At 74.4% G+C, this 13,973-nt stretch carries 10 protein-coding genes and 1 pseudogene; 8 read left to right on the forward strand and 3 right to left on the reverse strand.

The genetic code is table 11. From position 1 onward, the window contains the following. Positions 1 to 2 precede the first annotated feature (2 nt). Entirely contained in the window at positions 3 to 1,226 is a 1,224-nt protein-coding gene (locus GD970_RS00490; RefSeq protein WP_152199483.1) for a S8 family peptidase, read from the reverse strand. Between the two features lie 193 nt (positions 1,227 to 1,419). Between GD970_RS00490 and GD970_RS00495 the strand changes: the two genes are divergently transcribed. The 3 genes from GD970_RS00495 (at position 1,420) to GD970_RS21435 (ending at position 5,675) form a co-directional block, all read left to right on the forward strand. Continuing rightward, a complete protein-coding gene (locus tag GD970_RS00495; RefSeq protein ID WP_170297135.1) occupies positions 1,420 to 4,266 on the forward strand; it encodes a BTAD domain-containing putative transcriptional regulator in 2,847 nt (948 codons plus the stop codon). Then, positions 4,214 to 4,825: a hypothetical protein gene (locus tag GD970_RS00500; protein ID WP_152199488.1), complete on the forward strand. Its 612-nt coding sequence runs from the start codon at positions 4,214 to 4,216 to the stop codon at positions 4,823 to 4,825. Before GD970_RS00495 ends, GD970_RS00500 begins: the two co-directional genes overlap by 53 nt. Positions 4,826 to 5,021: 196 nt before the next feature. Next, a complete protein-coding gene (locus GD970_RS21435; protein ID WP_155524105.1) occupies positions 5,022 to 5,675 on the forward strand; it encodes an SRPBCC family protein in 654 nt (217 codons plus the stop codon). 94 nt (positions 5,676 to 5,769) lie between these two features. Here the strand turns inward: GD970_RS21435 and GD970_RS00510 are convergent, their stop codons facing one another. Next, a complete protein-coding gene (locus GD970_RS00510; RefSeq protein ID WP_226925028.1) occupies positions 5,770 to 6,825 on the reverse strand; it encodes a M14 family zinc carboxypeptidase in 1,056 nt (351 codons plus the stop codon). 541 nt (positions 6,826 to 7,366) lie between these two features. Beyond that, positions 7,367 to 7,819 (reverse strand): hypothetical protein, encoded by a 453-nt coding sequence (locus GD970_RS00515; RefSeq protein ID WP_152199492.1) that lies wholly within the window; start codon positions 7,817 to 7,819, stop codon positions 7,367 to 7,369. A 97-nt stretch (positions 7,820 to 7,916) separates the two neighbouring features. Between GD970_RS00515 and GD970_RS00520 the strand changes: the two genes are divergently transcribed. From GD970_RS00520 to GD970_RS00540, 5 genes and pseudogenes are all read left to right on the forward strand, one after another. Next, a complete protein-coding gene (locus GD970_RS00520) occupies positions 7,917 to 9,662 on the forward strand; it encodes a sensor histidine kinase (RefSeq protein WP_152199495.1) in 1,746 nt (581 codons plus the stop codon). A gap of 20 nt (positions 9,663 to 9,682) precedes the next feature. Next, positions 9,683 to 10,353, forward strand: a pseudogene (locus GD970_RS00525) (response regulator). 591 nt (positions 10,354 to 10,944) lie between these two features. After that, positions 10,945 to 12,483, forward strand: a complete 1,539-nt coding sequence (locus tag GD970_RS00530; protein ID WP_226925029.1) for an MFS transporter — start codon at positions 10,945 to 10,947, stop codon at positions 12,481 to 12,483. 108 nt (positions 12,484 to 12,591) lie between these two features. Then, positions 12,592 to 13,110, forward strand: coding sequence for a PadR family transcriptional regulator (locus GD970_RS00535; protein WP_152199499.1), 519 nt, complete (start codon positions 12,592 to 12,594; stop codon positions 13,108 to 13,110). After that, positions 13,107 to 13,901 (forward strand): alpha/beta fold hydrolase, encoded by a 795-nt coding sequence (locus GD970_RS00540; RefSeq protein ID WP_152199502.1) that lies wholly within the window; start codon positions 13,107 to 13,109, stop codon positions 13,899 to 13,901. The genes GD970_RS00535 and GD970_RS00540 overlap by 4 nt, the downstream gene beginning before the upstream one ends. Positions 13,902 to 13,973 lie beyond the last annotated feature (72 nt).

Raw genomic sequence — 13,973 nt, forward strand, 5'->3', positions numbered from 1 at the left:
CGTCAGAGCGTGCTCTTGTTGAGGAGCCGGTTGGCGGTGCCGCTCGGGTTGGACTTCACCACCCCGGGGGTCGCGATGCTCTTGAGGTAGCTCTGCACGGTGGCCGAGGAGGCCTCGCCGACCGCGTCCTTGTACAGGGCGGCCACGGCGGCGACGTGCGGGGCGGCCATCGACGTCCCCGACCCGGTGGCGTACTTGCGGCCCAGGAACGTCGAGGTGATCGCGGTGCCGGGCGCGTACAGGTCCACGACCGGGCCGTAGTTGCTGTACGCGGCGCGGTCGTCGTTCTTGTCGGTGGCGGCGACGGTGATCGCCGAGGGGGCCGAGGCCGGGCTGACGTTCGCGGCGTTCCGGCCCTCGTTGCCGGCGGCGACCACGACGGCCACGCCGGAGGCGGAGAGGTTCTCCACGGCGGTGTTCAGCGCGGCGCTGTTGGGGCCGCCGAGGGACAGGTTGGCCACGGCCGGACCGGGCGAGTTCTTCGCGACGTAGTCCAGGCCGGCGATGATCGCCGAGTAGGCGCCGTTCCCGGAGGCGTCGAGGACCTTCACCCCGGCCAGGCGCACGTCCTTCGCCACGCCGACGGTCTTCCCGCCGATGGTGCCGGCGACGTGGGTGCCGTGGCCGTTGTCGTCCTTGCCGGTGCCGCCGAAGGCGTCGAAGACGTTGACCGCCCGGCCTCCGAACTCGGGGTGAGTGGTGTCGATGCCGGTGTCGACGACGAAGACGGTGACGCCGTCGCCGGTCTCGGTGTACCGGTAGGACCCGTTGAGCGGCAGCCTCGGCTGGTCGAGGCGGTCCAGGCCCCACAGGTCCAGGTTGCCGGGCAGGTTCTGCGTCGTCACCTTCGTCGCGGTGGCCGTCGCCGTGGTCGGTGTGATGGCCGGCTCGCCGAGGGAGATCACCTGGTCCTTCTCGACGGCCTTGACGGCGGGGTTGCGCAGCAGGGTGCGCACCTGGGCGTCGTTCAGGTCGGCGACGAAGCCGTCGAGCGCGGTGTCGTAGACGAACTTGGGGTTGGCCTGCACGGCCCTCGCGACGCCGCGGGCCGGCACATCGTCCTTGAGCGTGACGATGTAAGTGGCCTTGGCGGCCTGCGGGGCGGCCTTGGCGGAGGGAGCCGCGTACGCCGCCGCCGGCACGGCGAGCGAGGCGGCGGCGAGCAGCGCGGTGGCTGCGGCGAACGCGCGCGACCGGTGACCGGGGCGCGAGGGACGGTTGGACATGCTGCTCTCTTCTCGAGCGATGTGGTTTTGCCAAGCAGTTTCATCGGCAGCGCGGCCGGAAATGTGCGGGGTTGAGCGGCACGCCGCCCCGGCGGCAGCGGTCGTCCCGCGCCCTCACCCGGCCCGCCCACAAGGAGCCGGACCGGCGCGAAAGCACCGCCGGAGCGCCCCGCGCGGCCCTATGCTCCGGCGCGTGAGGATCGCCGTGCTCGGTCCGGTGGAGGCCCACCGCGACGCCCCGGTCGACCTCGGCACCCGCAAGCAGCGCGCCCTGGTGGCCGCCCTCGCGCTCCACCGCGGCCGACCGGTGCCCGTCGACACCCTGGTCGACCTGCTCTGGCGCGACGCCCCGCCGCCCGGCGTGGCCGGCACCCTCCAGGCCTACGTCGCCGGGCTGCGCCGCGGCCTCGAGCCGGACCGGCCCGCCCGCGCGCCCGCCACCGTGCTGATCACCCGCGGCCCCGGCTACGCCTTGCAGCTCGAGCCGGCCGGGCTGGACGTCGCCGTCTTCGAGGACCTGGCGGGCGAGGCGCACCGCGCCCTCGCCGGGGCATCCTCCATTCCCGACGGCGCCCCCGCCCCGCGCCCGGACCCCGCCGCCCTCGACGACGCCGCGGGCCGCCTCGCCGCGGCGTTGGCGCTGTGGCGCGGCGCGCCGTTCGTCGAGCTCGAGGACGCCCCGGCCGCGCTGGCCGAGCGGGCCCGGCTGGAGGAGCTGCGCCTGCTCGCCGTCGAGGACCTCGCCGTCGCCCACCTCGCCCAGGGCCGGCACAGCGCCGTGGCCGCCGAGCTCGAGGCGCTGACCGCCGCCCACCCGCTGCGCGAGCGGCTGTGGTCGCTGCGCGCGGTGGCCCTGACCCGAGCCGGCCGCCAGGCCGACGCCCTCGCCGCGCTGCGCCAGGTGCGCGACCTGCTCGCCGACGAGCTCGGCCTCGAGCCCGGACCGGAGCTGCGCCACCTGACCACCGCGATTTTGCGGCAGGACCCGGCGCTGGCGTGGAGGCCGCCGCGTGCGGCGAACGGCACCACCGGGAGCACTGCGGATGCCCGTACCCGGCACGCCACAGCGGGCCTGGCCGGACCGGCAGCACCGGCACCACCCGCAGCATCCGGGCCCGCACCGGCCGCCGCCACCCCGCTCCCCCACGCCTGGCCCCTGGCCGGGCGCGACCACGAGCTCACCGCGCTAAGGGACCTGCTTGCCCGGGCCGAGGCCGGCACGCCAGCGTTCGCCGTCGTCACCGGCGAGCCCGGCATCGGCAAGTCGCGTCTGGTCGCCGAGCTCGCCGGGCACGCCCGCGCCCGGGGCGGGCGGGTGTTGGTCGGCCGCTGCTCGCAGGATGACGGCGCCCCACCCCTGTATCCGTGGGCCGCGGTGCTCCGGGACATGGGCCAGGAGCTGCCGCTGGGTGTGGGCGGGGAGGACGAGGGCGCGGCCTTCCGCACCTGGGAGCGCATCGTCGCGGCCCTCACGACGGCAGCCGCCGAGGACCCGGTGCTCCTCGTGCTCGACGACCTGCACTGGGCCGACCCGGCCAGCCTGCGGGTGCTGCGCCTGCTCGGCGAGACCGTCGAGCAGGGCCGGCTGCTCGTCGTCGCCACGTGGCGCGAGGGCGCGACCGGCGAGCCCCTGGCGGCGGTGGCCGAGACGCTCGCCCGTCGCCACGCGCTGCGCCTGCACCTGCACGGCCTCGAGCGGGACGCGGCCGCCGCGGTGGTCACCGCCGTCGCGGGCACCGCGCCCGGGCCGGCCGCGACAGCGGCGCTTTGCGAGCGCACGGGCGGGAACCCGTTCTTCCTCGTGGAGTACGCGCGCCTGGCCGGCGAGGGCGGCGACCTTGCCGCCCTGCTCGCCGAGCCGGACCCACCCGCGGCGGTCCGCGACGTGCTGCGCCGCCGGCTGGACCGGCTACCCCAGGCGACCGTGACGGCGCTGCGCGCGGCCGCCGTCGTCGGGCGGAGGTTCGTCCTTGCCACGGCGGCCGCGGCCGCCGGCACAGCGGAGGACGACCTGCTCGACGCGCTCGAGCCCGCGCTGGCCGCGGGGCTGGTGCGCGAGGAGGACGTCGATGCCTTCGCCTTCGCGCACGCCCTGGTCCGCGACACGCTGTGGGCCGCGCTGCCCGCCTCCCGGCGCGCGCGGGTGCACGCCCGGGTCGCCGCGCACCTGGAGCCGACGCCGGGGCACGAGTCGCAGACGGCGCACCACTGGCTCCGCGCTGGACCGGGCCACGCCGGCCGGGCGTGGCGCGCCGCCGTCGCCGCGGCCGCCGTCGCCCGCCGGCTGCACGCCCACGACGACGCCGTCGGCCTGCTGCGCGCCGCTCTGGAGGCCCTTGCGGCCGACCCGGCCGCCACCGCCCGGGACCGCTACGCCCTCCTCATGACGCTGGCCGAGGCCCACCGGTGGGCCGCGGACTGGGTCGGGCTGGCGGCCGCCTCCCGGGATGCGGCCGCCGTGGCGGATGAGCTCGACGACGTCGAGCTGCTGGCCCGGGCGGCGTGCGCGCCGACCACGGGGGCGCTGTGGCAGCTGGCCGAGGCCGGGATGGTGTCGACGCTGGCGGTCGCGACGCTGCGGCGAGTCCTCGTCGCCTTGCCACCCGGCGACGGGGCGCCGCGCTGCCGGGCGATGCTCAGCCTCGCCGCCGAGCTGTATTACGCCGCGGACGTGCCCGAGCGGCGCGAGCTGGTCGAGGGCGCCCTGGCGATGGCGCGCCGACTCGGCGACGACGCGCTGCTCCTCGACGCGCACCCCATCGCGTATATCGCTCTGTGGCACCCGGCCACCCGCCAGGACCGGCTCGGCTACGCCACCGCCGCCGCCGGGCTCGCCGAGCGTCTGGGCGACGACCGCGCGCTCGTCGTCGCCCTCTGCCTCCTGGCCGTCGTGCAGGGCGAGCTGGGGCTGGTGGCCGAGATGTGGGTGACCGCGGCGCAGGCGCGCGAGCACGCGACCCGGCTGCGGCTGCCCTTTCCCGCTGCTGGTGCTCGACAACCTCGAGCTGCCCTGGCTGGCGATGGGCGGGCGGTTCGATGAGGCCGAGCGGCGCATGGCGGACATCGAGGCCCGCCACCGCGCCGTCTCCCTGCCGCTGACGCCGGCCGCCGTCGCCGGCACCCGCATCGCGCTGCGGATCTGGCAGGACCGCAGCGCCGAGGTCGCCCCGCTGCTGCTCGGGCTGGAGGGCGGGTACCTGCCGGTCACAGCCTCGGTGCTCGTGCACTTCCTGCGCGCCGGGGAGGTCGAGCGGGCGAGGGCGCACCTGGCCGCGCACCCGGTGGACCTCGGGCACGACTTCTGGTTCTCGGTGCTCGACTGGGGCATGACCGGCGAGGCGGCCCTCGGGCTCGGCGACGCCGAGCTGGGCGCCGCGGCTCACGCCAAGCTGGCGGCGTACGCCGGGCAGGTCTGCTACGCGGGCGGGGGCAACGCGTCCGGCCCGGTGGACATGTACCTCGCCATGGCGGCCTTCGCGGCCGGTCGGGTCGGGGAGGCGACAGCGCACGCGGACCGGGCGGAGGAGCTGTGCGCGGCGTGGGAGATCCCGCTGGCGGCCGCGCGGCTGCGGCGGCACCGGGAGCGGCACGGCTTCTGAAAGCGGCCAGAAATCCACTTGCTGGAGCTGCTCCCCCGGGTCACGATCCAGGGGAAGGTCACCGGCGTAAGGTGAGGGCAGCGGAAGACGTCAGCGTTCCGCGGAGGCGACGATGCCCCAGAGGAAACCCTCTGACGCAGGCTCCTCGTGGAAGAAGCCCGAGGTCCTCGCGGCCGCGCTTGCTGCCGCAGCGGCGGTGACTGTGGCTCTCATCAACGTCGCGGGGAATGACGGCGAGAGGAATGACGTCGCCGGGAACAACGGCGAAGGCAAGGAAGCGACGACGTTCTCCGGGGCCAGGATCGAGCTGCTGAAGACGGGGACGATGCCCGCCGACCCACCACCGGGCGTCTCGTACTGGTTCGAGGGACGGGTGCGCGAGCTGAAGCCCAACCAGCGCGTCTTCGTGTTCGGCTACTTCGACAACGCAGCGCCAACCAATCCCCCAAGCGACGCGCTGGGCGCGGAGGAGCAGGCCCAGCCGGTCTCGCCGCCCGCCCAGTACTTCCCCGGGGGGTCGTGGCGGGTCGACTGGACGCTGGAGGAGCCGCCCGGCACCACCCGGTTCGAGGCGGTGCTCGTCGAGGTGCCCGTCAGCGGTGACGCCGGCAATCCTGGCGGCCCCGCTACGCCGAGCGGGGGCCCGACGGTCAGCGGGCCCCCACCGGGCGAGACCGGCTCACCGACCGAGCCCACCTCCACCGCGTCACCCGCGGTGCCGTCTCCTGACGATGAGCTCTCCCGCACCCTCCGGAACCGGCTGCTGCGCACTGGGCCGACGAACCCGCTCATCGTGGCCCGGGACGACGTGGTCGTCGGTTCGGCGGAATCGGATTCTTCTCAGCCCTGAGGCCGCGCCTGCAAGCTACCGATCGCGCGAGCGGTCAGGCGGCTCACTACACGCGACGAGCGGGCCAGGCGCCACCGGGCCCCGCTCGGTACGGTCAGTCGGCCTGGGTGTCCCAGCCGTAGTCCGGCAGCTCGAAGAAGTCGTCCCCATCGAGGGTGTCGACCTCGCCGGTGGCCATGGCGTCGATCAGCGACTCGACGCCGGTCTGGACGCTCCGCACGAGCATGCCGTGGAGCTTCTGACCCAGGTCGTCCTGCTGCCCGCGCACCTCGAACAGCACGGTGGCCGAGCCGTTCAGGGCGAAGGCGGACCGGCCCTGGCCGGCGTACTCACGCTCGTCCGGGTGGTAGTAGCGGCCCACCGCCGCCAGCGGCGACTGCGAGCCGTACGCCTCCTGAATGCCGTTGGCGACCGCGAGGGCGTGGCGGCGGGAGGCGTCCTGGTCGAGCAGCGGCCAGTCCTGCTGGTACGCGGCGCCGTCGTCGACGCCGAGCGGCGGGTAGTCCAGGGAGACGGAGATGGGCTTGCCGTCCTGCGGCCCGCCGGTGAGGGCGTCGCACGGGCCCATGTGGTGTAGGTCGACGACGGCGTCGACCTCGCCGAACTCCGCCTGCAGGTCCACGTACACGTCGCGGATGGCGCGGGACTCGGGCGAGAGGAAGAAGCCGGCGTCGCGCTGGTTGCCGGGCAGGTCGCCCGGCTGCGGGACGTAGTCCAGGTCGGGGTTGAAGTCGCGGTTGAGGTCGAAGCCCGGCAGGTTGATGCCGTCGCCGCGCAGCGAGTGGTACCAGGCCCGCGGCGCGCCCTCCAGCTGTGGGTAGTCCTCGACGACGTCGGCCCAGTCGACGACGTTGATCCGGCGGTTCAGCTCGCCGCCGTCGGGGTTGACCATGGGCATCGCCACGAGGGTGACGCCCTCGAGCGCCCGCGTGGTGTCGGGGTCGTTCCCGCTGGCCAGGTCCTTGAGGATGGCGAGCAACGCCTCCGTGCCCGTGCGCTCGTTGCCGTGGATGGCGCTCTGCACCATGAGCACGCGGTCGCCGGTGCCGACGCGGCCGGCGTGGATGTCGCGGCCCTCCTTCGTCTGGCCCACGACCTCGACGTCGACCCGCCCGCCGCTGGTCGCCTCGATGCGCTTCAGCTGGGCCACCACCTCCTCGTAGCTGGACCAGCCGGTGTACTGCGGGTCGTCGAAGATCTTGCAGGAGCCTGAGGCCGGCTCCCCTGCGCCCTGCGGCGGTGCGGCGGTGCGGCGGTCGCGGCGGGTACGAACGCCAACGGTGCGGCCAGCGTGGCGGCGATGGCCACGCCGAGAGCGGTGCGACGGCGACGTCCTACGTGTGTCATGTGAAGCCCCCTGGTGCGGACCGGCGTTACCGGTCGAGCGGAATGGTGCGTGGCCGAGCGGCCAGGGAGGGCGGTGCCGTCGCGGCTCGTCGGGCGTGACCGTGCTGCGATCACGCCGAAACTCACCGAGCCAGGCCAGTCAATCCCCCCATTGACTGCTCGCGCCGCGGAGCCGGACTCCGATGTCCCGGTCCCCGTGACGTTGAGTCATATCCAGCCAGGACCTGTCCGGTAGGTCAAGGGGTTGCAAAGAACGTCGGCAGGAGTCGACGAACGGCTGCGCCGGCGCACCTCGCATGAGCTGCGCCGACGAAGCCGTCCCAGGGCGAGCGATGAGGTTGGTCCTACCAGCGGGCCGCCGCTTCCTTCCTACGGTCAGCAATCACGGTCTGGCGGTCAGGCAGCTCCTTGCGGTGGTCGGCCGTCTCCACCCGGCGGTCCAGCCAGAACGCGAGCCCGAGCGTCAACGCGCCAGCGACCCAGAGGTTGAGCTCGGTCCACGCCCAGTGCCCCGCGACGCGGTCGCCCACCAGGGCGCCGACGAGGACGACGGCGACCCAGCCCGCCGCGACGGCCCCCAGGCTCGCCGCGATCCTGACAGGGGTGGGCGCGCCACGGGTCAGGGCGGCGCCGCTGGCGGCCAGGGCCACCATCCAGGCGGCGAGCCCGAGGAAGAAGAGCGGGTTCTCGAATGGGCTTCTGTCGAGCCCGCCGGCAATCCCGATGGCGACGGCCTTGGCGGTCCAGGCGCCAGCGGCGAGGAGGGCGGTGGTCAGGGCGATGCGTGTGGTGTTCATGGCGAGAAGACTGGCCGCGCAGGAGGTCCCGAAACGTCCCTCTCCAGAGTGACGTCCGACGATTCTGCTCGGCCCTATGCTCCCTGCCGTGGCGGCGATGAGGACGCGCGCGAGGTGGCGCGAGGCGATCGTGCTCGTCGCGCTGAGCGCCGGCACGGTGGTCGTGGTGCTGGCCGTCCTCGGCGGGTCCCCTCTGACCGAGGGCCCGGTGCTGCTTCCGATAGCTGCCTTCGCGGGCGCCCTGGTAGGGCTGTGGTGCCGGCCCGCGCCGGGCGCAGCCGGGGCTGCCGTGGCGGCGGTCGGCCTGGCCGCGGCCAATCAGATCGTCGCCCCGCAGGAGTACGCCCCGCTCGACGACCTCGTCTTCTTCGCCGCGGTGGTCGGTGGCCCGGCGCTGGCCGGCGCGGTCGTCGCCGGCCGGCGCACGCAGGTGCGGCGACTGCGGGAGCTGTCCGAGCAGCGGCTGGCCCAGCGCGCCGCCGAGGTCCGCGCGGCCCGGCTCGAGGAGCAGAACCGGGTCGAGACCCTGGTCCAGCACGACATCATCCAGCGGATGGGCGCCATCGCGCTCCAGGCGGCCGGCGGCCTGTCGCACCCTGCCGGTTCACCAGCCGCCGGTTTCGCGGCCATCGAGACCACCGCCCGGGAGGCGCTCGACGAGCTGCGCGCCGCCGTCGGCGTCCTGCGCGCGCCCGCCGACCTCGCGCCGGGCGCCGAGGCCCCGCTGCCTCGCCGCGCCCCCAGCCCGATCGGCCGCACCGACGTGCTCGTCGGCCTGTGGGGCGTCGCCATGGCGGTGGAGGGCGTCGCCGTCGCCTCCTCCCGGGGCCCGGTAAGGCTGAACGCCGCGTGCTGCCTGGCGCTCGGGGCGCTGCTCGTGGTGCGCCGCCGGCGACCGGTGACGACGGCGGCGGCCGGGATGGCGCTGGCCGTGCTCATGGAGGTCGCGCTCACCCCGCCGACGGTGATGGTGACGACCATCGTGTGGCTCCTGCTGCTCGGCTTCGCCGTCGGCGCCCACGCCACGGGAGCGCGGCGCCTGGCCGGGGCCGCGGTGCTGGTGCTCGGCACGGTGCTGATGGTCGGTGTCCCGACGGCCGGCGCCGTCGCCGCCGCGACGGTGATCTGCGGGCTCGTGGTCGGCTCCGGCGCGGTGGCGGCCACATGGTCCGCGCGGGCGGACGCTCTCGACCGCCTGCTGCAGCAGGTCGAGCGCGGCCGGGAGGCCGAGGTCCGCCTGGCGGTGGCGGAGTACCGGCAGTCGATCGCGCGCAGCCTGCACGACTCGGTGGCCCACGCCATGACCGTGGTGTGCCTGCACGCCTCCGCCGCGCAGCGCCTCGGCGACGACGCCGATCGGGCGGCGCAGTCCCTGACCACGATCGCTGAAGCGGCACGCGCGGGGATGGCGGAGCTGCGCCGCGGGCTCGACAGCCTCGACGCCCCGGCGGGCCTCTCCCTGCCGGCCGTGGTCGACGACGCCCGCCGGCTGGGCGTGGAGGTCACGCTCGTCACCGCACCGGGCGGGCCGCCGCTTCCCCCCGAGACCGAGGCGCTGCTCGCCCGCGCGATGCGCGAGGGGCTGGTCAACGTCGCCCGGCACGCCCCCGGGTCCCCCGCCCGGGTGGAGCTGTCCGCCGTCGGCGACCGGGTCCAGGTAGAGGTCGTCGACCACGGCGGCGCTGCGCCGTCGGCCCCGCGGATCGCCGGAACCGGCACCGGCCTCGCTGGGCTGACCGAGGCGTTCGCCGCCCGGGGCGGTGCAGTGCACGCCGGCCCCGACCCCGACGGCGGCTTCCGCCTGCGCGTGTCGCTGCCCCTGCCGGCGGTGGTGGTCGCATGAGCGAGCCCGGTGGTGGTCGGATGAGCGAGGCCGAGGTCGCCGTCCTGCTGGCGGACGACCAGGAGCTGGTGCGCACCGGGCTGCGCATGATCATCGACTCCGAGCCCGGGCTGGCCGTCGTCGCCGAGGCGCAGGACGGCGCCGAGGCCGTCGCGCTGGTGAGCGAGCGGCGTCCCGACGTCGTCCTCATGGACATCGCCATGCCCCGGCTGGACGGCATCGACGCCACCCGGCGGATCACCACGCACTCCCCGCGACCCGGGTGGTCATGCTGACGACCTTCGACCGTTCGCAGCTGGTGTACGACGCCCTGCTGGCCGGGGCCAGCGGGTTCCTGCTCAAGGACCTGCCCGCCACCCAACTGGTCAACGGCGTCCGGGCGGTCGCGCGCGGGGAGGAGCTGCTGGCGCCGAGCATCACCCGCCGGCTCATCGAGGAGTTCACCCGCCGTCGTCCCAGCCCGCCGCCCGGTCACGACACCCTGACCGAGCGGGAGGCCGAGGTCCTCGTGCTCGTGGCCAGGGGGCTGTCGAACGCCGAGATCGCCGCGACGCTGTACGTCAGCGTCCAGACCGTGAAGACGCACGTGGCGCGCATCCTGGCCAAGCTCGGACTGCGCGACCGGGTGCAGGCGGTGGTCGCGGCGTACGAGTCGGGGCTGGTGCGCCCGGGCGAGGACGGGACGCCGTAGGCCCGCCTCTCTCGGCCTCATCGCAGGTGGGGAGCGGTGCCGAAGTGCGGCGCCCCATCGGGACGAACGTCCCCGGGATCCCGGGCCCCGCGGTGGCAGGCTGGAGCCAGTTGAACGGCACGACGCCCCACCCGGAAACGGCGGCTCGGGGATCTCCCCGACGGCGACGCCGAGGACGGCGAGGGTCGGCGGAGTCGCTCAGCGGCAGGGAAGCGAGGACGCTCCCGAAGCACGCGAGGGGAAGCAGGTGATGTGCAGGTAGTGGGTACTCACAGAGCGCTGCCAGGCTGTCAGGCGACTCGCGAACGAACCGGCCGTTGATGCTCACCGAAGCACCGGCACCGCCCACGGGGCATATGTCGAGGCGCTGACCCACCAGGTGGCGGAGGCGGCCCGGGCGATCACGCGCCCGGGCCGCCTCGGCGTGTCCTCTGAGGGGGCGTCTCGCTGTGTCCCCGGAGGGGCCGCCCGACGTGCGGCCGGGCACATTTCCGGCGCTCGGACGCCACGAAGCGGAGATTCTCGTCTCATTCGACGCGCCGGGGAGCCGCCGGCATGGATTCGCGACGTCCGAGGCCTTACAAGTGGGATGTGAGCGACGATCCGAACCTGATCCGTGTAGAAGGCACCGACCGTGTTTTCCATCGCGGCCGGATTCTCGTCGTCCTCCTCATCCCCATCGCGATGGCGCTGGTCGCCGTCTCGTCGATCAACGTCGCATTGCCGTCGATCTCCCGCGGCCTGGGCGCCACCGACACCGACCTGCAGTGGGTGCTCTCCGGCTACGCGCTGACGTTCGGGATCAGCCTCGTGCCCGCCGGCCGCGCCGGCGACGTGCTGGGTCGGGGCGCGTTCTTCGTCATCGGGCTGCTGCTGTTCTCGGTCGCCTCGCTCGCGTGCGGGCTGGCGCCGACCCCGGACTTCCTCAACGTCGCCCGGTTCGTCCAGGGCATCGGGGCCGGGCTGTACAACCCGCAGACGATGGGGATGATCCAGCAGTACTGGCGCGGGATGGAGCGCGCCCGGGCCTTCGCGCTGTTCGGCATGGTCGTCGCCGTCTCCGTGGCCGTGGGGCCGGTGCTGGCCGGGTTCATCATCCAGGCGTTCGGCCCGGAGATCGGCTGGCGGGCCTCCTTCCTCATCAACTTCCCCCTTGGGCTGATCGGCTGCGTCCTCGCGCTGCGCTGGTTCCCCTTCGGCAAGGAGCGCCAGCGGCGGGCGGCCAAGAAGGGGCTGCGGGAGGCGCGGCGGCTGGCGCGCCGGAACCGCCGGCCCGGCCGGCTCGGCTCTCCCGGGCTGGTGCGTGAGCGGATCGACCTCGACCCGGTCGGCGCCGTCGTCCTGGCCGTCGCGGTGCTGTGCGTGATGCTGCCGTTCATGTCCCGCACCGGCGGCGTCATCTGGCTGCTGCTGCCGGCCGGGCTCGTTCTCGTGGCCCTGTGGGCGATGTGGGAGCGGCACTACAAGGCGCGCGGCCGGGCGCCGATGGTGGACCTGGAGCTGTTCTCCTTCACCTCCTTCTCCAACGGCACCCTCGTCGCCGGCACGTACTTCCTCGGGTCGACGTCGATCTTCGTCGTCGTGGCGCTGTACCTGCAGAACGGCCTGGGGGCGAGCGCCCTGGAGACCGGGCTGGTCGGGCTGCCCAACGCCGTCGTCTCGGCGTTCTCGTCGGCCTGGGCCGGGCGCCGGGCGCTGATCAAGGGGCGGAGCATCGTCGTCGGGGCGCTGGTGTGCGCGATCGTCGGATCGGCGCTGAGCGTGGCGGTCGCCGTCCTCATCGAGAACGCCGGGATCGGCTTCGGGTGGCTCGCCCTGCCCCTCATGCTCGTCGGCCTCGGCCAGGGCGCGCTGGGCTCGGCGAACCAGACCCTGTCCCTCGAGGACGTGCCCACCAGCTACGGCGGCACGGCCGGCGGGGTGAAGTCGACGGCCGAGCGCATCGGCACCGCGATCGGCAACGCGATGATCACCGCGATTTTCTTCGGGGTGGTCGGGGTGGCCGCGTGGGAGCACGGCTTCGCCGCGGCGTTCGGGGCGATCTGCGTGTGCCTGCTGGTCTCGCTCGTGGTCGCGGTGCGGGACCGCAAGGTGTCCGGGGACGGCCCGATGGCGGTAGAGACGCGCTGACGCCGGGCCACGACGCGCGGGAACGCCCGCGATGGCCTGCAGCGCGTCACGCGCGCGCCAACGGTGCATGGTAGACAAATCCGCTAGGTGCGTTGTCAGCTATGGGCCATGGTGCTCTCCCGGCTGATCCTCGGCCTCCTCGCGCTCGCTCCGATGAGCGGTTACGACGTCAAGAAGCACGTCGACTCGACCATCCGTCACTTCTGGGCCGCCGACAAGGCGCAGGTCTACCGCGCGCTCGCCTCCCTGGTCCGCGAGGGCCTTGCCACCGTCGAGGTCATTCCGCAGGAGGGCCGGCCCGACCGCCAGGAGCACCGCATCACCGAGGCCGGCCGCCGAGCCCTGCGGGACTGGCTCGCCTCTCCCCTGCCCACCCCCACCGACCGAGACCCCTTCCTCGCGCGCGTGTTCTTCGCCGGTGACCTGGAGCCCGAGGAGGTGCGTGTCCTCCTCGCGCAGCGCCGGGAGCAGACCCAAGAGCTCCTCGCCGCGCTCACCGCCCTCCGCCCCGCCACGGCTGTCACCGACCGTGCCGGCTACCTCCGCGTCGCCACCCTCGAGAACGGGCTCGCCCACGCGCGCGCCGAGCTCGACTGGCTCGACACCCTCGAGAAGGACCTGCCATGACCACCCACACCGCCGGCCGCCCGCGGTCCTACCCCGTCGAGCACCATGCCTCCGCCGAGTCCGACACCACGATCGTCCTGCTGCACGGCGGCAACGTCGCCAACTGGATGTGGGACCCCCAGGTGAAGGCCCTGACCGACCACCACGTGCTCACGCCGCACCTCCCCGGCTTCGGCAACCGCGCCGGCGAAATTTGGCAGTCTCTCGCGGCCACGGCGGACGACGTCGCCGCCACCATCGCCGCACACGCCAGGGGCGGCCGCGCCCACGTCGTCGGACTCTCCCTCGGCGGCGTGGTGACCACCCGCCTGCTCGCGCGCCACCCCGAGGTCGTGCGCTCCGCGCTCATCACCGGCGTCCCCCTCGCTGGGGTCCATGGCCTCACCCGCTGGCTGGGCGACCTCCAGCTCGGACTCTGGGACAAGCGATGGTTCTGGCAAGCGCAGTCCTACGCCTTCGGCCTTCCCGCGGAGGACCGCGACCTCTTCGTCGAGCACGGCCTCACCGTCAGCAAGGACAACGCCGTGCGCCTGATGCGGGAGGTGTACGACGGCGGAGCGCCGGACGGCATCGGCGCCTACCGCGGCCGGCTGCTCGCCATCGCCGGCGGGAAGGAGTCGGCGTCGGTGCGGCGGTCGTTCCCCCATCTGCGCCGAGCGGTCCCGCAGGTCGAGTGCCGGATCGCCCCCGGCATGCACCACGCATGGAACATCGAGGACGCCGGCCTGTTCACCGACGTCGTCCGCGCCTGGGTGCACGGCGAGGTCGACCCGCGCCTCCGTCCCGCCTGATCCACATCCCGGGGGCCAGGCGGCGCGCGAAGACCGCTGGGGGTGCGCGGCCCACGCGCGGCCCGACACGAG

This window comes from Georgenia thermotolerans (assembly GCF_009193185.1).
In the GTDB taxonomy this organism is placed as follows: Bacteria; Actinomycetota; Actinomycetes; order Actinomycetales; family Actinomycetaceae; genus Georgenia; species Georgenia thermotolerans.

Bases quoted from the DNA above. Each gene is read 5' to 3' on its own strand.
- GD970_RS00520 (WP_152199495.1), top strand. From the start codon at position 7,917: ATGAGGACGCGCGCGAGGTGGCGCGAGGCGATCGTGCTCGTCGCGCTG.
- GD970_RS00490 (WP_152199483.1), bottom strand. From the start codon at position 1,226: ATGTCCAACCGTCCCTCGCGCCCCGGTCACCGGTCGCGCGCGTTCGCC.
- GD970_RS00535 (WP_152199499.1), top strand. From the start codon at position 12,592: ATGGTGCTCTCCCGGCTGATCCTCGGCCTCCTCGCGCTCGCTCCGATG.
- GD970_RS00515 (WP_152199492.1), bottom strand. From the start codon at position 7,819: ATGAACACCACACGCATCGCCCTGACCACCGCCCTCCTCGCCGCTGGC.
- GD970_RS00540 (WP_152199502.1), top strand. From the start codon at position 13,107: ATGACCACCCACACCGCCGGCCGCCCGCGGTCCTACCCCGTCGAGCAC.